Below are 17727 nucleotides of genomic sequence, written 5' to 3'. Positions count from 1 at the left end.
GCACCTCCCCGCCAAATCTCCGTTTGGATATTGCTCAGTATGCTGACGATCAGTATACTTGTCAACGATCCCCGCCGTCCCTGCCCAACGGAGAATTCGGTGAAAGACAACAACGACATGCCTGGACATCTGGCGCGCCGGTTCCAGCAGATCGCGGTCGCGGTATTCCTGGCTGAGGTCGGAGATGCGGGCTTCGATCTGACGCCCGTGCAATACGCCGCGCTCGCGACCATCAAAGCCAATCCGGGGCTCGACCAGGTGACGCTGGCAGGGTTGATCGCCTATGACCGCACCACCATCACAGGCGTGATCGATCGCCTGGTGCAGAAGGGCCTCATCGAGCGTCGCGCCTCCAGCCGCGACCGCCGCGCACGGGAGCTCGAGATCACCGACGAAGGACGGCACACGCTGCGAAGGATCACGCCGGCGGTCGAATCGGCGCAGCGCGTCCTCTTGCGCGGACTGAGCGCGAGGGAAGGCGAGGAATTGATGCGGTTGCTGCGCAAGGCGATCGCCGCCGGCAATGAGCTCAGCCGCGCACCGCTGCGCGAGGTGCAGGCATAGATTGGGACGGCTTGTCCGCAATTGACGCAGGACTGCGAAACCAGGAACTAACCTTCGGCTGCTAACGTCGACCGCATTGGGCGTTTAACGCGCGATTAACTTTGCGGGATGGAGTTTCGGAATGTTCAGGTTCCTCGTTGTGGCCTCAGCCATGACGCTCTCGGCCAGTCATGCGCTCGCGGGCGGCCATGGCGGAGGCGACCCTCCTCCGCCAAAGGTCGAGGCGCCGACGGCTCCAGCAAAGGTCATCCTGACCAAGCAGGGCTCCAAGTTGGTCGATCTCAACGGCATGACGCTCTACACCTACGAGCGCGACACCACCGGCAAGACGTCGAACTGCAACGACAAGTGCACCGAGCTATGGGTTCCGCTCGCCGCCACGGCCGACGCCAGAGCCGTCGGTGACTTCACCGTGATCAGCCGCAACGACGGCACCAAGATGTGGGCCTACCGCTATCGCCCGCTCTACACATCGCCCGCCGACAAGGCGCCGGGCGATGCCAACGGCAACGCCATGACGCTGCAATGGCGCGTCGCGCGGCCGGAAAACTAGGCCAAGTGTACAAGGCCCAGTGCCGGCTGCCTGATTCCGATTGACCGAAAGCGCGGGCCCTCAGCCGCGCCAGCGCGGACGCGTGCCCGTCTCGGCCTGCGCGTTCTGCCCGGGTGGCAGCACCACCACCATCGAGTTGAGCTTCACGCGGTCGTAGAGGTCGATGATGTCCTCGTTGCGCATCCGGATGCAGCCCGACGAGATCGCCTGCCCGATATATTCTGGCTGGTTGGTGCCGTGGATGCGGTAGAGCGTGTCCTTGTTTCCGACATAGAGATAGATGCCACGCGCCCCCAGTGGATTGGCGGGGCCGCCGGCCACGCGCGGGGGATAGGGTCCAAGCCGCGCCTGGATGTCCGCGGTCGGAACCCAGTCCGGCCATTCCGCCAGCCGGCCGACGCGCGCGACGCCCGAGAACGCCATGGCTTCCTCGCCGACTGCGACGCCGTAGCGCATCGCCTTGCCGTCGGGCAGCACGAAATAAAGGTACCGCGCGTCGGTATCGACCAGGATCGTGCCCGGCTGTTCCTTGCGGTGGTAATCGACGATGTGGCGCAGATACTGCTCAGGCACATTCGCCTTTGCATAAGGCGCATGCGCGAGCAACTGCCGGTCGCGCGGCGTCATGCTCGCATCTGTAGACGGCGAAAGCGTCGTCTGCATGCAGCCGCCGAGCGGCAGCAAGGCAACAACGAACAAAGCAAATAAAGATCTTGGCACCGCCGACCCCCGTTAGCGGACAGCAACGCCCCCGCGTCGCCACATACTGTCAAAATCGTGCTGAAAACAAGGCAGCCCGGAACACGTGCGCGTGTTCGCGGGTTCCACTCCACAAACGGCGGAGGAGCGTCGCAGCATCTCCATCCCCTCGCCTTGCTTTGGTCAAACCGGGCTGGACTCGTGGGCCCAAGGCTTCGGGATGGGCCGCCCCCTCTCGGCTCGCGCCAATGCGAACAACCACTTACGTCAAACACCAGGCTTCAAAGGAGTTGCGATGCTCGCGACGCTGAACGCCAAGCAAATCGTCGATGAGATCGTGAAGGACACGGTCAGGGACAACGATCCGCACGACGCGGTTCAGATTTCTCCCGACATCGTGCTGGCCTCGCGCCCGGGGAGCGCAGCGCCGGCGCTGGCGCCGGACATCGCGCCCCGTCCAGAGCCGAGGTTCGCGCCGGCTGCGCCGCGTGCGCCGGAGCCTACGATCAACGTGGTCTATGGAAAACCCGCTGCGGCAGCGCCGCAGGTCGACACGGCCGTTCGCATCACGGCCAGCGATGGCCCCAATCAGCCGAAGCGATCCGCGGTCGGCAAGTGGCTGCGCGGTGCGTTCCTCGCGTTCCTGTTCGCCGGCGCCAGCGTCGCGGCCTCGATTGCCTGGGAGCAGCATGGCGACACCGCAAAGAACATGCTCGCCGAATGGACACCCGTGGCGGCGTCGTTGATGAATTCATTCATGCCTTCGGCGTCGCAGACGACGCCCGTCCCCGCCGCGCAAGCCGCTCCGCCTCCGGCGCAAGCGGCAACAGCCGATCAAGCCGCCGCGCCATCGGCGCCGCCGCCACCGGCCCAAGCCGCCGTCGCGCCGGCTGCAATGCAACCGGATCCGGCGCAATCGGTGCAGGCGATGACGAACGATCTCGCCGCGATGGCGCAGCAGATCGAGCAGCTCAAGGCCAACATCGCCGAGCTGAAGGCCGGACAGGAGCAGATGGCGCGCGAGATGGCGAAGGCGACTGCGCCGAGGCCGGTGGCTGCCGAGACGCGCCCGCTTGATCCACGCGCGCGTGCTGCTGCGCTCCCGGCACCGCCTGCGGCAGCGCCAGTTCGCAAGCCGAAGCCGCCCGTGACGCGGACCTACATGCCGGCCTCTTCGCCTGCGCCGCTTGCACCTCCGCCGCCGCCTTCGCAGACGGCCGCCATGCCGCCATCGCCTGCGCCGGTCACGACCACGCAAGCCGTTGCCGATGACGATGGACCGATCGTGCGTCCGCCGATGCCGCTGCGATAACGCAACGCCAGGCGACAGCGACGTCGCCTACGCTGTCCGAGTCGAAGTTATGCGTTGAGTCCGGACAATTACGGGAAACGCTATTGAAGCTCATCTTCCGCTCAAGAGAAAAGGCCGTCGGGATCTATGCCGGCGGCCTTCTCTTGCAACTGCCGGTTCCCGGAGCCCGGTTCTGTTGCAATTCCATGCATTGATGATCGCGCCGCGTATTTAATAAATTCTTAATGACCCCGGATGCTGCACATGATTTCTGCGCCATAAGCACAGAGATTGCGCCGCCTGTTCATTCGATAGATGTCGACTCAGTGGTATCATCCCGGACGTATCGAGACTTTCCATTGAAGGCTTGTTTTCATATCTGGGTCGTCACACCGGGGAATTCGAATGCCTTACTACTCCTTCGATCTCGTGGTTGGTGAAGAGTTCAAGAACCAGGGCGGAATCATCCTCGAAGACATCGAGGTCGCTTCCGATCGCGCCGATCAATTGGCATGCGAGCTGTCGCAGGTGAAGCCGGAGCTCCAGCACAGGGGTTGCGCGGTGCGTGTCACCGATCTCGATCACAACGAGGTCTATCGCACGCCGCTCGATCCCGTGCCGGCCTGGCAGCGCTAGCTACCCGTCGAGCACCGGCGGTTCGAACCAGTTCGTCAGCGACAATCCGCCGTCGACGACGAAGGCTGCGCCCGTGACGTAAGCGGAGAGCTTGTTCGACAAGACCGTGAGCGCCATCGGCGCGAGGTCATTGGCCTCGCCGAGGCGCCCGAGCGGAATGTGCCGCGCCAGCGCGGGATCCGCGACGAACCCGCCGGCCGCGATCGCGCCGGGCACCAGCGCGTTGACCCGGATGCCGTGACGGCCGAACGTCTTGGCGAGCTCCTTCACCAGCATCGCCATGGCCGCCTTTGCCGTCGAATAATGCGGCAGATTGCGCGGCGTGCCCGCATGTAGCGAGGTAAGAAACAGGAACGAGCCTGGCCGCTTCGCCGCGATCAGATCCGTGGCGATCGCGCGCGCCAGGTGAAAACCGGCATCGAGATTGACGGCGTGCATCTCCTGCCAGGTCCTGCGATCGACCCCGAGCGCATGATCGGCCTCTCGCCGCGGCGGCGATGCGCTGTGGACGAAATGCGTGATGTCGCCGAGCCCCGCCTGTGCGGCAGCCAGCAGCTCGTCGCAGGCATCCGACTTGGAGAGATCGCCGATCCATGGCACCGCCAGCTCGGGCCTCTTGCTTGCGGCGATCGCGGCCTCCACCCGTGCGGCACTGACATCGGCGAACACGGTCCGCACACCCTCGCCCACCAGGGCCTGCGCGATCGCGCGGCCGATGCCGTTGCCCGCGCCGGTGACGAGCGCGGTGTCGCGTGCGGTATCGAAAGGCGTGCTGAACAGGCTCATGTCGCGCTCCGGGGCCGGGAAAGGCCCCAGGTTAGCGCACCGTATGGAGCGGCGACAATTGCGCTCCGGTCCCATTGCACCGCGGCGCGCCGGAGGCTAGCCTCCAAAAAAAACGAGGAGATACCAAGGATGCGCACCGGTTTTCTGATGGCGGGCCTGCTGCTGCTGACCGCGCCGGCCCTGGCAGGCGACGCGCCGCCGCGGTCGACCTATGTGACCATGGTCTTGCAGGCCTTCGCCGCCAAGGTCGAGTGCCCCAACACGGATTTGGCCTATCAGGACCTCGTGCAGAGGGCGCAGCAGATGCATCTGCCCGACGGCACCACTGAGAAGGTGCGCAAGGCCATCGCCTGGCTTCACACCGGCGGCAAGATGGGCGAGAAGCAGGACGACGATCTGATGGCCGAGGTCGCCATCGCGACCCAGGCGACCGACATGGACCAGCGCCGCCTCGGTATGTCCGGCTGGTGCGAGGCGCAGAAGACCAACCTCGCCGGATTGATCCGTGCCAAGGGCGGCTGACGAGCAGCGCCAGCCGCGTTAAGCACGCCGCGACGGAACGGCCGTCGCGGCAAATATTCGTCACATTTTTCGCAAGCATGCGGCGTCTTCGAGCAGGAGAAGCCCATGCGCATTGTTCATTTCATTTTGGCCGCTGCGCTGGCGACGAGCGTAACGCTTGCCGCCCCAGCCTTGGCGAGGAATTCCGATGCCCAGAAGGGCGAGGACAAATCCGCGGCGTCGTCAACCTGTAGCGCCTATCAGCAGGCGCCGGATGGATCGTGGGAGCCGCTCCCCTGCAAGGAGACGGGCGAGCGCGGCCAGCCGCAGACGCAGAACCGCACCTCGCAGCAGGGTTCGGAGCGCGGGGGACGTTGAAGTCCCTCGGATTTGCGACCGTCAGCTCTGGTGCGGGCCGCGCATGATCTTCATGGCGTCGGCGATGTGGCGCCATTCCTTGGCCTCCTCGGCCTCGCCACGTCCCTCGCATGCCTGCGCCTGTTCGGCGGCCTTCGCGATCGCCGCAAAACCATGCTGCTCCAGCATCTGCCGCGCGACGGTGTGGACCTGGACCTCGGACATCATGGGCGCTCTCCCGTCATGAGGAAACCGCGGCGCCCGGCTCGGCGCTCCGCGGGTCCGAGACAACGATCTCGCAGCGACCCCCGTTCCTGCCGAGGCCGATCACATCAGCAGATCTGGAACTCGAACGTCCGAAACGACGAAGGCGGCCCGCCATGCCCGACGGACCGCCTTCTCACCCACCCCAAATGGGCCGTCGTCAGTCGCGTCCCCTACGCGACCGCCACGCGCTTGCGCTCGAAATCGTTGGGCACCTCGATGTCGACCTCGAGGGTCGATACATCGTCACCCCGCTCGAGCCGCACGATCACCTTGGTCGGGTCCAGCGTGACGTGCTTGGACACGACGGCGAGGATTTCCTCGCGCAGCACGGCGAGCAGATCGGGTTGGCCGCGCTGTCCGCGTTCATGGGCAAGCAGTATCTGCAGCCGTTCGCGTGCGACAGGTGCCGAAGCCTTCTTGCCGCGGAGAAGTCGAAGCAGACCCATGCTCATGCAGCCCTCCGTCGCAGCAGGCGGTCCATGAAACCTCTGCGCTCGGCAGGAACATGCATCGTCACGTTCTCGCCGCAGAGGCGCTTGGCCGCGTCCATATAGGCCCGCGCCGGCGCTCCGTCTGCGTTCGACAGCGTCACCGGCGTGCCGACGTTGGAGGCCTTCAACACGTCCTGGCTCTCGGGAATGATGCCGAGCAAGGGCGTTGCGAGGATCTCGAGGATGTCGTCGATGGTCAGCATCTCGCCGCGCGCCGCGCGCGATGCATCGTAGCGGGTGATGAGGATGTGCTTCTCGACGCGTTCGCCCTTCTCGGCCCGTACGGTCTTGGAATCCAGCATGCCGATGATGCGGTCTGAATCGCGCACCGACGACACTTCCGGATTGGTGACGATCACGGCCTCGTCGGCAAAGCGCATCGCCATGGAGGCGCCGCGCTCGATGCCGGCCGGGCTGTCACAGATCACCCAGTCGAAGCGGCTGCGCAGATCGGCGATGACCTTGCCGACGCCCTCCTCCGTCAACGCGTCCTTGTCGCGGGTCTGCGAGGCCGGCAGCAGCCAGAGATTCTCCAGCCGCTTGTCCTTGATCAGCGCCTGCGGGAGCTTTGCCACGCCCTGCACCACGTTGATGAGATCGAACACGACGCGGCGTTCGGCCCCCATGACGAGGTCGAGGTTGCGCAGGCCGACGTCGAAATCGACGACGACGACCTTGTCGCCGCGTTGCGCGAGCGCGGCTCCGAGCGCGGCGGTCGTCGTGGTCTTGCCGACCCCGCCCTTGCCTGATGTCACGACCAGTACCTTACTCATCTGAAATGTCTCCTTTGCTGGTCAGTTCAGTGCTGTAATTCGCATGGTATTCCCCTGCAGCCAGGCCTGCGCCGGCTTGCCGCGCAAGGCGGCGTCTATGTCGTCCGCAGTCTGGTAAAACCCATCGATTGCAAGCAGTTCGGCCTCGATCTTCTGGCAGTAGATGCGCGCGCTCGTGTGTCCGTTGACCCCGGCCATGGCGCGGCCGCGCAGCGCGCCATAGACGTGGATGGAGCCGCCGGCAACGACCTCTGCGCCGGAGCCGACCGAACCGAGAATGGTGACGTCGCCCTCCGGAAAGATCACGGTCTGGCCCGAGCGCACCGGGCTATCGAGCAGCAGGGAGGTCGGCTTGCTCTCCGCCTTCGTCTCGGCCTTCTTGGGTGCGTTCGGCTCAACCACACAGCTGCGCCCGCCCGACAACAGCGGCGGCATCATCGGGGTCAGCCTCGCCTCCTCCACTCCGTCGATGCCGAGCACGCGGATGTTGCGGTCCTGAAGGCTGGTGAGCAGATGACCGATGCCGGCCTGGCTGAGATCGACCGAGGACAGGTCGATCACCACGGGCCGGCCCGCAAAGAACCCCGGCGAACGCGCGATCGTCGCGTCGATCTCCTGGAGCCAGTCCTGGATCGGGACCGTCGGCACGAAGACGAAGGCCACGTAGGAGCGCCCGCGCAGGCGCACCATCTGTCGTTGAGGTTTGGCTACAGCCTCCATGGCGGCCGACTCGTTCCCAGTTATTGAATGGTTAACGATGCGGCGGATATGGTTAACGGCCGGTTAATTTCTCCGTGGGGTACGTGGGATGCTAGCCGGAGGCCGGTTGGCGCCGCTCTGGTGTTCCGGACGCGCTGCAGCGTGCAACGCTGCTGCGCAGAGCCGGGACCCAGACCGCCCGGATCATGCTCTCGGCGAGATGGGCCCCGGCTCTGCAGCGCACCGTCAAGGGACGTTACGCTGCGTCCAGGGCACGAGCGGGAGAAGCACACTCTCTCCATACAGTCATTGCGAGGACGGAGCGAGCCCCTACTTCTTCACCTTGCTCGCGTCCATCTTGATGCTCGTATCCAGCATCTTCGTCGTGAACGCGGTTGTCACGTCGAACGGTTTCTCCATGCCGAGATAGGTATGGACCAGCTCGTAGTCCTTCTTCATCCGCTCGCCGTCGATCCAGCCGAGCGATTTGGTCGTCGTGAATTCGTCGGTCATCAGGAACTTGATGCGCTCCCACTGGCGCTCCTGGTTTGCCTTGTCGAGACCGGAGACCTGGTCGAGCAGCGCCTTCAGGCATGGCGTGACGTCGGCGACGCAGGCCGCAAAGGCCTTCTGCGTGACGCGTACGAAGTCTTCAACGACCTTCGGATTCTTCTGCATGTAGGCGCCGTTGACGATCAGCGAGTTGCCGTAGGGGTTGAGCCCGATATCCTTCCAGTTGACGTAGCCGAGATCGCCTCCGAACTCGATCACCTTGAGGTCGTGCTCGTTGTAGAAGTCGCTGATGATGTCCACGGTGTGGCTCTTCAGCGCCGCGATCTTCGCGGTCGGTCCGACATTGACGAAGCCGACGGAGTCGGGCGCGATGCCGGCAGCCTTGGCAAAGGCCGGCCACATCACGCGCGAGGCATCCCCCGGGGGATTGCCGATCTTGTGGTTCGGAAAGTCCTTCACGCCGTTCACGCCGTAGCTTTTGAGCCAGTAGAAGGTCTGGCCGGTATTGGCATAGACGCTCATCACCGCAACCGTGTCCGCGCCCTTGCTCTTGGCGACCAGCATCGTGGCGAGATCGGCGACGCCGAACGGCGAGCCCCCGGAGCCGACCTTGGCGGCGGAGACGCCGGAGCCCTTGCCGGTCTCGATCGTGAGGTCGATGCCGGCCTTCTCATACCAGCCCTGCGCCTTGGCGTAATAATACGGCGAGTGGTCGGCCGTCGGCGTCCAGTTCAGGATCAGGTTCACCGCCTCACCCGCGCTCGCGGGCACCGCTGACAAGCCCAGCGCCAGAGCCACAATAGCCGCCTGCAAATGCTTCATCGCATCTCTCCTCGTTGCCGCGACCCGGCTTGTCGCTCTCCCCTTGCGAGGCTACCAATGCAACAAGCCCGCCCTCAACTTGTCAACTGTTTGGTTGAAAATGCCCGCAAAACGATCTGGCGACACCGTGCCGCAGCGCCGCGACCCCGTCGCGACCCGCAATAAGCTGCTGACCGCGGCCCGCCTGGAGTTCGCCCGGCACGGCCTTGCGGGGGCCCGGGTCGACGAGATCGCCGAGCGCGCCGGCGTCAACAAGCAGCTCGTCTATCACTACTTCGGCGACAAGGATGCGCTCTACCTCGCCGTGCTCGAATGGGTTTATGAGGACATTCGCGAGCAGGAGCGCAGGCTCAATCTCGAAGGCCTGCCGCCGGAAAAGGCGATCCGCAGGCTGATCGAAGCCTCGTTCGACCACCTCGCGGCAAACCCTGATTTCATCGTGCTTCTGAACGACGAGAATCGTGGCGGCGCCCGCCACGTCCGCGGCTCGACGCGGCTCGAGGCCATGCATTCTCCCCTGGTCAAAAGCGTCTCCCATATCCTCAACGAGGGGGTGCGCGCGGGCGTGTTCCGCAAGGGGATCGATCCCGTCCAGCTCTACATCTCCATCGCAGGCCTCAGCTATTTCTTCTTCTCCAACACGCCGACCCTGTCGGCCATCTTCGGCAAGGACCTGTCGAGCCGCGCCCAGCGCCGCGCCCGGCGCAGGCACGTCGCCGATCTCGTGCTCCATTCGCTCCGGCCATAATCAACCAACTGGTTGAAACCTGTCCCGAGGAGGGTTAGGCTGACATCGCGGCAGCGAGGCCGCGGACAACAGGGAGCGACACTTGGCAGCCGACCGGGCGCGCACGGCACGCAGCTTTGCGATCATCCTGATCGTGCACCTTGCCGTGCTCGTGCTCTGGCAGGTCGCGGTCGACGCCTTCCATGTGCCGAAATTCATTCTGCCCTCACCCCTCGCCACCGTTCAGACGCTGGGAACCGCGAGCTATGCCTGGGGCGCCAACACGCTGGTCACGGCGATCGAGATCCTCGGCGGCTTTGCGCTCGGCGCCTTCGTCGGCGTCGCGCTGGCAGTGATCTTCAGCTGGGCGCCGCTGCTGAGCCTCGTGCTGCTGCCGCTGTTCGTGACGCTGAACATGATCCCGAAGGTCGCACTCGGCCCGCTCTTCATCGTCTGGTTCTCCTACGGCATCGTACCGAACATCCTGATCGCCTTCAGCATCTGCTTCTTCCCGATCCTGCTCACCACTGCACGGGGCCTGCGCGAGGTCGAGCCTGATCTGCTCGATCTCGTCAAATCGCTGCGCGGCTCGCGCTGGACGTTGTTTCGCAAGATCCAACTGCCGGGATCGCTGCCTTACATCTTCTCCGGCATGAAGGTCGGCGCCATCCTCGCGGTCGCCGGCGCCATCGTCGGCGAGTTCATCGCCTCCGAGCGCGGGCTCGGCTACCTCATGATCCAGGTGCAGTCCTCGCTCGACACGCCCGCGATGGTGATGGCGGTCGTGCTGCTGACGCTGCTCGGGGTCGCTCTCTACGGCCTGGTGCTCGCCCTCGAACGCATGTTCGTGGTCGGCGATGCCAGGCAGAACTAGGACCAGGGACAAATCCATGCTGCTCACCCGCCAGACGCTGCCAAAGACCATCCCCGACATCGCGGCGCTCGACGAGCTCCTGTGCCGGCCGACGCAGTCCCTGATCGACGATCTCGCGAAGGTCGAGGGCGACATCATGATCCTCGGCGTCGCCGGCAAGATGGGCCCGACGCTGGCGGGACTCGCGAAAGCTGCGGCGCCGGACCGTCGCGTCATCGGCGTCGCGCGCTTCAGCGAACCCGGCGTGAAGGAGTGGCTGCAGGCACGCGGCGTCGAGACCATCAATTGCGACCTGATGGACGAGCGCGCCATTCAAGCGTTGCCCAAAGCGCCGAACATCGTCTTCATGGCCGGCCGAAAGTTCGGCGCGGAGGGCGATCTGTCGCTCACCTGGGCGATGAACGCCCATGTGCCGGCGCTCGTCGCGCAGGCCTTCCCCTCCTCACGCATCGTGGCTTTCTCGACCGGCTGCATCTATCCGTTCGTGCCGGTCGACGGCAAAGGCTCGACCGAGGATATGGCGCCGAACCCGCCCGGCGAGTACGCCCAGTCCTGCGTCGGCCGCGAGCGCATGTTCGAATATTTCTCGCGCAAGTTCGGCACGCCCGGCCGGCTGTTCCGTCTAAACTACGCGATCGACATGCGTTACGGTGTGCTGCACGACATCGCAACCAAAGTGCTGATGGGCACGCCGATCGACGTCAGCCTCGGCCATGTCAACTTCATCTGGCAGGGCGATGCGTCCGCGCAGGCGCTACGCTGCCTCGCGCATTGCACGACGCCGACTTCGCCGATCAATGTCAGCGGCCACGAGATCTTGGCCGTGCGCGATCTCGCCCAGAAATTCGGCGCAAGGTTTGGCCGCGCGCCCGTGCTGACGGGCCAGGAGCAGCCGACCGCGTGGCTCACCGACACGTCGAAGGCGGTCGGACTGTTCGGCCTCCCCGTGGTCGACACCGAGCAGCTGATCGCCTGGACCGCGGACTGGGTCTCCCGCGCCATGCCGAGCCTCGGCAAGCCTACCAAATACGAGGTGCGCGATGGACGCTACTGAGGCTCCGCTCGTCCTCAAGCTCGGCGTGCAGGACGCGATCGCGGGGCTGGCGCTTTCGACGGAAGCGCACTGGAATCAGACCGAGGAAGACTGGCGCATCTTCCTGCGCGACGGCATCGTGTTCGGCATCCGCGACGGCGCGCGACTGGTCGCGACCGCGGCGCTGCTGCCCTATTCCGGCAACAACGCCTGGATCAGCATGGTGCTGGTATCAGGCACACACCGCCGCCGCGGTCTAGCGACCCGCCTTGTCGATGCGTGCCTGGAGACCGCGCGCAAGAATGGCCTGACGAGCTGGCTCGACGCCACGCCCGACGGTGCTGCCGTCTACGGGCCGCTCGGCTTCACGCCGATCCTGGAATTGCGCCGGCTGAAACTGACGAGTGCCGAGCCGTCCCCCGGTCCGGCACCGGCAACCGCAACGCTCGAGGCGCTTCGTGCCCGCGATCTTCGGGCTACCGGCCTCGACCGAACCGCCCTGCTCGCCGCCTTCGCGCAGCGCTCCGGATCTCGCATTGTTACAGCCAATGGTGCCATTGCCCTGGTCCGCGGCGGCAGAACTGCGCGTCATATCGGCCCCTTGTTCGCCGATGATGCCGCCGATGCCGTGGCTTTGGTTGATGCGATCGCGCGGTCCGAGACCCGCCCGCTCCTGCTCGACGCCGTCGCATCGCAACGCACGTTCCTGGATGGATTGCTTGAGGCTGGCTGGACCGTCGAGCGGCCGTTCCAGCGCATGCGGTTTGGTCCCGCCACCACCGCCGCCGAAGAAACGCCCTTCGCCGTCGCCGGCCCTGAATTCGGATAGGACACCATGCACCACAGCCAGATCAATGCCGACATCCGCAAGCTGATTGCCGACGGCACCGTGCTGCCGGCGCATCCCCTCGCCCTCACCGCCGAGCGTCAGCTCGACAAAAAGCATCAACGGGCGCTGACGCGCTATTACATCGACGCCGGCTCAGGCGGCCTCGCCGTCGGCGTCCATACGACCCAGTTCGCGATCCGCGACGTCGGCCTCTACCGTCCCGTGCTCGAGCTCGCTGCTGAGACCGCCGCAAGCTGGACCCAGCGTCCGCTGGCGATGGTCGCGGGCCTTGCCGGCCCGACCAGCCAGGCCGTCGCTGAGGCCCGCACCGCGCGCGATATCGGCTATCACGCCGGCCTGCTCAGCCTCGCGGCGATGAAGAACGCCTCCGAGGACGAGATCATCGCGCATTGCACGTCCGTCGCCGCCGAGATTCCGCTGGTCGGCTTCTATCTCCAGCCGGCCGTCGGCGGCGTCATCCTGTCGAGCCGGTTCTGGCAGCGCTTCGCCTCGATCGACAATGTCATCGCCATCAAGATCGCGCCGTTCAACCGCTACCGTACGCTCGACGTGCTCCGCGGCGTGGCAGCCGCCGGCGCGCTCGACCGCGTGGCGCTCTACACCGGCAATGACGACCACATCCTGCTCGATCTGGTGCTGCCGTTCGACCTGCGCGACAAGGGCGTCACGACGCGGACCTACTTCAAAGGTGGCCTGCTCGGCCATTGGTCGGTGTGGACCGCGAGCGCCATCAAGCAGTTCGAGCGCTGCAAGGCCGCGCGGCACAAGGACAGCGTGCCCGCCGACCTGCTCGCGCTCGATGCCCGCATCACGGACTGCAACAGCGCCTTCTTCGACGTCGCGAACAATTTTCACGGCTGCATCGCCGGCTGTCACGAGGTGCTGCGGCGCCAGGGCCTGCTGCAGGGCCTGTGGTGCCTGGATCCGAACGAGGGCCTCAGCCCCGGCCAGAAGGAAGAGATCGACCGCGTCACGCGCGAGCATGCCGACCTCAGCGACGATGCCTTCGTCGCCGAGAACCTGGACAAATGGCTGGCATGAGCTCGGCCCCCTTCATCAGCCTGCAGGGCGTCCGCAAGGTCTATCGCAGCGGCGGAGCCGAATTTCTCGCGGTGTCCGACGTCACCATGGACGTGCAGGAAGGTGAGCTGGTCTCGCTGGTCGGCCCCTCCGGCTGCGGCAAGACCACGGTGATGAAAATCCTGGCCGGCCTGCACGGCGCCGACGGCGGCACCGTCAAGATCGGCAACGCCAGGAGCCCGTTCGATCCGACCCGCGACATCGGCATGGTGTTTCAGCAGGCGCTGCTCCTGAAGTGGCGTACCATCCTGGACAACGTGCTCCTGCCGGCCGAGATCGTCGGCCTGCCCATGAAGGCCGCGCGCGAGCGGGCACGCGATCTGCTCAATCTGGTCGGACTTGCCGGCTATGAGCAGAAATATCCGCAGCAGCTTTCCGGCGGCATGCAGCAGCGCACCGCGATCGCGCGCGCCTTCGTCCATGATCCCAAGCTGATCCTGATGGACGAGCCCTTCGGCGCACTCGATGCGCTGACGCGCGAGCAAATGAATCTGGAGATGCTGCGGATCTGGCGAGAGAGCGGCAAGACCATCATCTTCGTCACGCACTCGATCCAGGAAGCCGTGTTCCTGTCATCGCATTGCGCCGTGCTGACCGCGGGACCTGCGAAGATGGCCGACTATTTCCCGATCGACCTGCCCTTCCCGCGCGACCTTCCGCTGAAGACCACGGATGCGTTTGGTGCCTATGCGCGAAGGATCTATGCGAAGCTGGGACTGGCAACGGCGTAAGCCGCTTGGCCGGGGCTCGTAGGGTGGGCAAAGCGCAAGCGTGCCCACCATTGCCGATGAAGCGAGAGAACGTGGGCACGGCGCAAGTGCGCCTTTGCCCACCCTACGAGAACCGGGCGCGGCGTGAACACCCGCGCCCCTCACAATCAGCTCCTGTTGCGCGTCTTGCTGAGCAGATAGTTGTCGTAAAAATTCTCCGCGATTTGCGTGTAGAACAGCAGCTCCTTCATATAGGCGTCGTGGCTTTCCTTGGTCCGCTTGAACAGATCGCTCTTGGCGGCGAGCTCGTTCAGATGCTCCTGGGTCGCGTTGTAGCAGGCCTCCAGCACCGGCTGCGGGAATGCCTTCAGCTCCGCGCCGTTGGCGATCAGCCGCTTCAGTGCCGCCGGATTCACGCTGTCGTATTTCTCGAGCATCCAGGCGCCAGCCGCCGAGCCGGCCTGGGTGACGATGGCCTGGTAGTGCTTGGGCAGCGATGCCCATTTCTCGTCGTTGACGATCATGTGCAGCATGGCGCCGCCTTCCCACCAGCCGGGGAAGTAATAGTACTTGGCGACCTTCTGGAAGCCGAGCTTCTCGTCGTCATAGGGACCGACGAATTCCGCAGCATCGATCGTCCCCTTCTCGAGCGCCGGATACACGTCACCGCCGGCGAGCTGCTGCGGCACGACGCCGAGCCGCGCCAGCACGTGGCCGCCCATGCCGGCGATGCGGAATTTAAGGCCCTTGAGATCATCGACCGTCTTGATCTCCTTGCGGAACCAGCCGCCCATCTGGGTGCCGGAATTGCCGCAGAGGATGGCGTGCGTCTTGAACGGCTTCAGCGCTTCGTTGGTGAGGTCGGCGCCGCCGCCGAAGTGCCACCACGATTCCTGATGGCGATGGTTCATGCCGAAGGGCGCGCCGGTGGCATAGGCCAGCGCGGGCTCCTTGCCGATGTAGAAATAAAGCGGCGTCTGCGCCATCTCGACCGTGGCGGCGCTGACCGCATCGAGCGCCTGGAGGCCGGGAACGAGTTCGCCGGCGGCGAAGGTCTGGATCTGGAATTTGTTGTCGGTGGCCTCGGCGACGTATTTCGCAAAGGTCTGCGCCGTGCCGTAGATGGTGTCGAGCGATTTCGGGAAGCTCGATGTCAGGCGCCATTTGATCTCGGGCGCGCTCTGCGCAATCGCGGGAGCGGCAACCAGCGTCGTCGCGCCGGCGACCGCGCCACCCTTCAGGAATGTACGACGTTTCATGAGGTGTCTCCCTTGAACTCAGCGTCGAATGGATGGCCTGGGCCACGGTTTCTTGGCGAACCGTTTGCCCGTTCCTGGAGCGGAGTTCAAGCGACGGAAAAGACAGGTCCGGCTTGCACCGGATACCGCGAGCCAGCTGGACCAGCCGCGGCGGCCCCGCCGCCCGGTCCTCACCTCACGCGGCCGCTGCTTCCTCGTACAGTCCGGCGATGAAATCGCTGAACGTCGGTGCTAGCGGCAGGACATAGCCCCATTGATCGGACATCGCCTGCGCCAGTGTCCAGGGCTTTTCGTATTCGGCCATCTCGTGGTCCATGAACCAGATCTTGCCGAAATGGGCCTTGTCGATCGTCATGCAGATCGGATTGCCGCCGTGGTCGCTCATGATCCACAACAGCTCATCGACGGTCGGCCATTGCGGCGTCTGGCGCGTCTGCACCAGCGAGCACTCGTCGGACCGCAATCCCAACACCTCCTGCACCGAACCCGCCCAATCCCCATGCGGCCAGTTGAAGTCGGCGCCCCCCTGATGATAGCCGCCGGCGCAGGCCAGCAGGAAGCGACGATAATCATCCGGCAATCGGCAGCCGATGGAGGTCTCGAAGGCTGTCAGCGCCGCCTCCGTCGGCTGCTCCGCGCCAACGTCGACGCCTGCGATGAATCTGGCTAATTCCATACACCTCTCCCTGGCGCGGACACGCGCAAGCCTTCGTCGCACCCGCCTTGCAGCGGGTTCGAGGGCGAAGGCTCAGGCCAGAGGGAGAGTTTCTCTCAGAGCAGCTTTGCGCTGACGAACAGCGCGCGCACGGCGTTGGTCGCCTGCACTGCGAGCATGGCGTTCTCGGCGGCGCCTTCCAGCGCGACGACCGCGTCCTCATGCAGGGAGCGGAATTCCATCCATTCCACCGACTTGAAATTGGTCAGGAACTGATAGGCCTGGCCGACGGTCGCAATCGCCAACGTGTCACCGTTCAGCTTGATCTTGAACGTCGTGCGCAGCGGGGTCTCGGAGCTTGATGGATCACTCATGGGCTGCTTCTGGACGAGGACGACTTAACGAAGGGGAAAGGGCAGCCCTGCCGCGGCAGGCAAATATCAGGAATCGGTACTGGCGCGCTGCGAGGCGGTTGCCGATCCGCGCAGGCTCGGCACGACGACCAGACGATTGAACTCGCCATTGTCGTAGGCCTTGAGGAAGCGGTCATAGTCCTTGATCGAGACGCAGCCGTTGGAATCGCCGCGCGGCCCGAGCAGGTAGCTGTGTGTCAGCAGACCGACGCGACCAAGTGCGCTGGTGCCTTCGACCGGCGTCAAACGCAGCGCCCGGACGCCATGGAATGGCTTTTCGCGCGGCTTCAGATCATAGGTCGCCGGCGGCGTCGCGCCGACCATCCGCCGGTCAACATGGGCGGGGTCGTCCATCAGCGCGCCAAGTCCGGAATGGGCTTCCAGCGCCACGCCGCTCGGCAGATAGACCGCCTTGGCCGAGATGTCATAGACCGCGGTGCGCGAATCGTAGCCCAGCGCGGCGAGATCTGGCCCCCTGCTCAACAGGCCGTCACCGGGCGTCAGCGAGGCCAGCTTGATCTTGTCGGTGAATTTCTCGAAGAAGTTGCGGTTGTCGACCCTGGGACCGGTATCGGCGTAGGCTTGGCTGGAGGCGATCTGGGCAGCCAAGTCCGCCTGGACCGGACGCGAGCGCGGCATCGGCACGGCGTCCGTGCGGTGCGAGGGCCTCCTCTCGTCGACCGCGGCCCGATCGTCTTCGGTCAGCATCGAGCGCCAGTCGTCGCCCTGAAGCTTCTCTGCGAGCATCGCCTTGGCATCGCGAAGCTTGAGCTGGACCGCATTCAGGGCTGAGCGCTCCAACGTCCGCAGGCCGAGTTCGCGGGCAGGCGGATTGCCGGAGGCGGAAGCGAAACGATCCTCGAATGACGGCACGTTGGGCGGCGGCAGCGCGGCGGAGACCAGCGGGGTCGAATCGCCCATATCCATAACCCACGCGGCAGCGCCAAGCGCCAGCGCGATCGCTGCCAGGGACAGCAAAATCTTTTCGGCTCGCCCGACACGGCGGCGCGACAACAGCCTCTCGGCATGTGCTGCGTCGGAAACCATCAGATCCCCAAATCGACCCCCGGGGGCACCCAACCCCACCCGGAGACTCTATACCAGCTACCACATTGGGAGCCAAAAGTTAGGCATAATCGCGGCCGGCAAGGGCTTGGCAGGGCCTCTTAAGGTA

At 65.1% G+C, this 17727-nt stretch carries 23 protein-coding genes; 12 read left to right on the top strand and 11 right to left on the bottom strand.

Features of this window, described 5'->3' with window-relative positions; translation table 11 throughout:
* Positions 1-99: 99 nt before the first annotated feature.
* Positions 100-564 (top strand): MarR family winged helix-turn-helix transcriptional regulator, encoded by a 465-nt coding sequence (locus LPJ38_RS23150; RefSeq protein WP_145631536.1) that lies wholly within the window; start codon positions 100-102, stop codon positions 562-564.
* 121 nt (positions 565-685) lie between these two features.
* Complete coding sequence (locus LPJ38_RS23145; RefSeq protein WP_145631539.1) at positions 686-1117, top strand: COG4315 family predicted lipoprotein; 432 nt, start codon at positions 686-688, stop codon at positions 1115-1117.
* A 60-nt stretch (positions 1118-1177) separates the two neighbouring features.
* Here LPJ38_RS23145 and LPJ38_RS23140 read toward each other — a convergent pair whose 3' ends face one another.
* The gene (locus LPJ38_RS23140) at positions 1178-1780 is read right to left on the bottom strand and encodes a L,D-transpeptidase (protein ID WP_167520414.1); all 603 of its coding nucleotides are present in this window, start codon (positions 1778-1780) and stop codon (positions 1178-1180) included.
* Positions 1781-2111: 331 nt separating this feature from the next.
* Between LPJ38_RS23140 and LPJ38_RS23135 the strand changes: the two genes are divergently transcribed.
* Together LPJ38_RS23135 and LPJ38_RS23130 are read left to right on the top strand one after the other, a co-directional pair.
* Positions 2112-3128, top strand: coding sequence for a hypothetical protein (locus LPJ38_RS23135; protein ID WP_145631545.1), 1017 nt, complete (start codon positions 2112-2114; stop codon positions 3126-3128).
* A 384-nt stretch (positions 3129-3512) separates the two neighbouring features.
* Positions 3513-3743: a DUF6894 family protein gene (locus LPJ38_RS23130; protein WP_145631548.1), complete on the top strand. Its 231-nt coding sequence runs from the start codon at positions 3513-3515 to the stop codon at positions 3741-3743.
* Here LPJ38_RS23130 and LPJ38_RS23125 read toward each other — a convergent pair whose 3' ends face one another.
* Positions 3744-4529 (bottom strand): SDR family NAD(P)-dependent oxidoreductase, encoded by a 786-nt coding sequence (locus tag LPJ38_RS23125; protein ID WP_145631552.1) that lies wholly within the window; start codon positions 4527-4529, stop codon positions 3744-3746. It lies immediately after the preceding gene.
* Positions 4530-4658: 129 nt separating this feature from the next.
* On the opposite strand from LPJ38_RS23125, the gene LPJ38_RS23120 reads away from it, so the two are divergent.
* Both LPJ38_RS23120 and LPJ38_RS23115 read left to right on the top strand, forming a co-directional pair.
* Positions 4659-5051 carry a hypothetical protein gene (locus tag LPJ38_RS23120; RefSeq protein WP_145631555.1) on the top strand — a complete coding sequence of 131 codons (393 nt, stop codon included), beginning with the start codon at positions 4659-4661 and terminating at the stop codon, positions 5049-5051.
* Between the two features lie 105 nt (positions 5052-5156).
* Positions 5157-5408 carry a hypothetical protein gene (locus LPJ38_RS23115; RefSeq protein WP_145631558.1) on the top strand — a complete coding sequence of 84 codons (252 nt, stop codon included), beginning with the start codon at positions 5157-5159 and terminating at the stop codon, positions 5406-5408.
* Between the two features lie 21 nt (positions 5409-5429).
* Here the strand turns inward: LPJ38_RS23115 and LPJ38_RS23110 are convergent, their stop codons facing one another.
* The 5 genes from LPJ38_RS23110 to LPJ38_RS23090 form a co-directional block, all read right to left on the bottom strand.
* Positions 5430-5615 (bottom strand): hypothetical protein, encoded by a 186-nt coding sequence (locus LPJ38_RS23110; RefSeq protein WP_145631561.1) that lies wholly within the window; start codon positions 5613-5615, stop codon positions 5430-5432.
* Between the two features lie 209 nt (positions 5616-5824).
* On the bottom strand, positions 5825-6106 hold the full coding sequence (minE, locus tag LPJ38_RS23105; protein ID WP_060735910.1) for a cell division topological specificity factor MinE: 282 nt from the start codon (positions 6104-6106) through the stop codon (positions 5825-5827).
* Positions 6103-6918 (bottom strand): septum site-determining protein MinD, encoded by an 816-nt coding sequence (gene minD, locus LPJ38_RS23100; protein ID WP_061848306.1) that lies wholly within the window; start codon positions 6916-6918, stop codon positions 6103-6105. Before minD ends, minE begins: the two co-directional genes overlap by 4 nt.
* A gap of 21 nt (positions 6919-6939) precedes the next feature.
* Positions 6940-7638, bottom strand: coding sequence for a septum site-determining protein MinC (gene minC, locus LPJ38_RS23095; RefSeq protein WP_145631566.1), 699 nt, complete (start codon positions 7636-7638; stop codon positions 6940-6942).
* 309 nt (positions 7639-7947) lie between these two features.
* Positions 7948-8952 (bottom strand): ABC transporter substrate-binding protein, encoded by a 1005-nt coding sequence (locus tag LPJ38_RS23090; RefSeq protein ID WP_145631569.1) that lies wholly within the window; start codon positions 8950-8952, stop codon positions 7948-7950.
* Positions 8953-9052: 100 nt separating this feature from the next.
* Between LPJ38_RS23090 and LPJ38_RS23085 the strand changes: the two genes are divergently transcribed.
* The 6 genes from LPJ38_RS23085 to LPJ38_RS23060 all read left to right on the top strand — a co-directional run bounded on the left by LPJ38_RS23085 (position 9053) and on the right by LPJ38_RS23060 (position 14247).
* A complete protein-coding gene (locus LPJ38_RS23085) occupies positions 9053-9700 on the top strand; it encodes a TetR/AcrR family transcriptional regulator (protein ID WP_145631572.1) in 648 nt (215 codons plus the stop codon).
* A gap of 82 nt (positions 9701-9782) precedes the next feature.
* Positions 9783-10553: an ABC transporter permease gene (locus LPJ38_RS23080; protein WP_145631575.1), complete on the top strand. Its 771-nt coding sequence runs from the start codon at positions 9783-9785 to the stop codon at positions 10551-10553.
* 16 nt (positions 10554-10569) lie between these two features.
* On the top strand, positions 10570-11607 hold the full coding sequence (locus LPJ38_RS23075) for an NAD-dependent epimerase/dehydratase family protein (RefSeq protein WP_145631578.1): 1038 nt from the start codon (positions 10570-10572) through the stop codon (positions 11605-11607).
* Positions 11594-12415: a GNAT family N-acetyltransferase gene (locus LPJ38_RS23070; protein ID WP_145631581.1), complete on the top strand. Its 822-nt coding sequence runs from the start codon at positions 11594-11596 to the stop codon at positions 12413-12415. Before LPJ38_RS23075 ends, LPJ38_RS23070 begins: the two co-directional genes overlap by 14 nt.
* Positions 12416-12421: 6 nt before the next feature.
* On the top strand, positions 12422-13477 hold the full coding sequence (locus LPJ38_RS23065; protein WP_145631584.1) for a dihydrodipicolinate synthase family protein: 1056 nt from the start codon (positions 12422-12424) through the stop codon (positions 13475-13477).
* Positions 13465-14247 (top strand): ABC transporter ATP-binding protein, encoded by a 783-nt coding sequence (locus tag LPJ38_RS23060; RefSeq protein WP_145631587.1) that lies wholly within the window; start codon positions 13465-13467, stop codon positions 14245-14247. The genes LPJ38_RS23065 and LPJ38_RS23060 overlap by 13 nt, the downstream gene beginning before the upstream one ends.
* 146 nt (positions 14248-14393) lie before the next feature.
* Here LPJ38_RS23060 and LPJ38_RS23055 read toward each other — a convergent pair whose 3' ends face one another.
* The 4 genes from LPJ38_RS23055 to LPJ38_RS23040 form a co-directional block, all read right to left on the bottom strand.
* The gene (locus tag LPJ38_RS23055; RefSeq protein WP_145631590.1) at positions 14394-15485 is read right to left on the bottom strand and encodes a TRAP transporter substrate-binding protein; all 1092 of its coding nucleotides are present in this window, start codon (positions 15483-15485) and stop codon (positions 14394-14396) included.
* Positions 15486-15660: 175 nt separating this feature from the next.
* Positions 15661-16161 (bottom strand): SMI1/KNR4 family protein, encoded by a 501-nt coding sequence (locus tag LPJ38_RS23050; RefSeq protein WP_145631593.1) that lies wholly within the window; start codon positions 16159-16161, stop codon positions 15661-15663.
* 95 nt (positions 16162-16256) lie between these two features.
* Positions 16257-16514, bottom strand: a complete 258-nt coding sequence (locus LPJ38_RS23045) for a hypothetical protein (protein WP_008563293.1) — start codon at positions 16512-16514, stop codon at positions 16257-16259.
* 66 nt (positions 16515-16580) lie between these two features.
* On the bottom strand, positions 16581-17531 hold the full coding sequence (locus tag LPJ38_RS23040) for a DUF2778 domain-containing protein (protein WP_167520434.1): 951 nt from the start codon (positions 17529-17531) through the stop codon (positions 16581-16583).
* Positions 17532-17727: the final 196 nt, after the last annotated feature.

The sequence above is a fragment of the Bradyrhizobium daqingense genome, assembly GCF_021044685.1.
Lineage (GTDB): Bacteria > Pseudomonadota > Alphaproteobacteria > Rhizobiales > Xanthobacteraceae > Bradyrhizobium > Bradyrhizobium daqingense.
The sequence above is the reverse complement of the archived record's forward strand: the minus strand, read 5'-3'. Positions and strand labels throughout refer to the sequence as shown.

Excerpts from the sequence above, each read along its gene's own strand:
- LPJ38_RS23145 (WP_145631539.1), top strand. The coding sequence starts at position 686 with ATGTTCAGGTTCCTCGTTGTGGCCTCAGCCATGACGCTCTCGGCCAGT.
- LPJ38_RS23140 (WP_167520414.1), bottom strand. The coding sequence starts at position 1,780 with ATGCAGACGACGCTTTCGCCGTCTACAGATGCGAGCATGACGCCGCGC.
- LPJ38_RS23135 (WP_145631545.1), top strand. The coding sequence starts at position 2,112 with ATGCTCGCGACGCTGAACGCCAAGCAAATCGTCGATGAGATCGTGAAG.
- LPJ38_RS23130 (WP_145631548.1), top strand. The coding sequence starts at position 3,513 with ATGCCTTACTACTCCTTCGATCTCGTGGTTGGTGAAGAGTTCAAGAAC.
- LPJ38_RS23125 (WP_145631552.1), bottom strand. The coding sequence starts at position 4,529 with ATGAGCCTGTTCAGCACGCCTTTCGATACCGCACGCGACACCGCGCTC.
- LPJ38_RS23120 (WP_145631555.1), top strand. The coding sequence starts at position 4,659 with ATGCGCACCGGTTTTCTGATGGCGGGCCTGCTGCTGCTGACCGCGCCG.
- LPJ38_RS23115 (WP_145631558.1), top strand. The coding sequence starts at position 5,157 with ATGCGCATTGTTCATTTCATTTTGGCCGCTGCGCTGGCGACGAGCGTA.
- LPJ38_RS23110 (WP_145631561.1), bottom strand. The coding sequence starts at position 5,615 with ATGATGTCCGAGGTCCAGGTCCACACCGTCGCGCGGCAGATGCTGGAG.
- minE (WP_060735910.1), bottom strand. The coding sequence starts at position 6,106 with ATGAGCATGGGTCTGCTTCGACTTCTCCGCGGCAAGAAGGCTTCGGCA.
- minD (WP_061848306.1), bottom strand. The coding sequence starts at position 6,918 with ATGAGTAAGGTACTGGTCGTGACATCAGGCAAGGGCGGGGTCGGCAAG.
- minC (WP_145631566.1), bottom strand. The coding sequence starts at position 7,638 with ATGGAGGCTGTAGCCAAACCTCAACGACAGATGGTGCGCCTGCGCGGG.
- LPJ38_RS23090 (WP_145631569.1), bottom strand. The coding sequence starts at position 8,952 with ATGAAGCATTTGCAGGCGGCTATTGTGGCTCTGGCGCTGGGCTTGTCA.
- LPJ38_RS23085 (WP_145631572.1), top strand. The coding sequence starts at position 9,053 with ATGCCCGCAAAACGATCTGGCGACACCGTGCCGCAGCGCCGCGACCCC.
- LPJ38_RS23075 (WP_145631578.1), top strand. The coding sequence starts at position 10,570 with ATGCTGCTCACCCGCCAGACGCTGCCAAAGACCATCCCCGACATCGCG.
- LPJ38_RS23070 (WP_145631581.1), top strand. The coding sequence starts at position 11,594 with ATGGACGCTACTGAGGCTCCGCTCGTCCTCAAGCTCGGCGTGCAGGAC.
- LPJ38_RS23065 (WP_145631584.1), top strand. The coding sequence starts at position 12,422 with ATGCACCACAGCCAGATCAATGCCGACATCCGCAAGCTGATTGCCGAC.
- LPJ38_RS23060 (WP_145631587.1), top strand. The coding sequence starts at position 13,465 with ATGGCTGGCATGAGCTCGGCCCCCTTCATCAGCCTGCAGGGCGTCCGC.
- LPJ38_RS23055 (WP_145631590.1), bottom strand. The coding sequence starts at position 15,485 with ATGAAACGTCGTACATTCCTGAAGGGTGGCGCGGTCGCCGGCGCGACG.
- LPJ38_RS23050 (WP_145631593.1), bottom strand. The coding sequence starts at position 16,161 with ATGGAATTAGCCAGATTCATCGCAGGCGTCGACGTTGGCGCGGAGCAG.
- LPJ38_RS23045 (WP_008563293.1), bottom strand. The coding sequence starts at position 16,514 with ATGAGTGATCCATCAAGCTCCGAGACCCCGCTGCGCACGACGTTCAAG.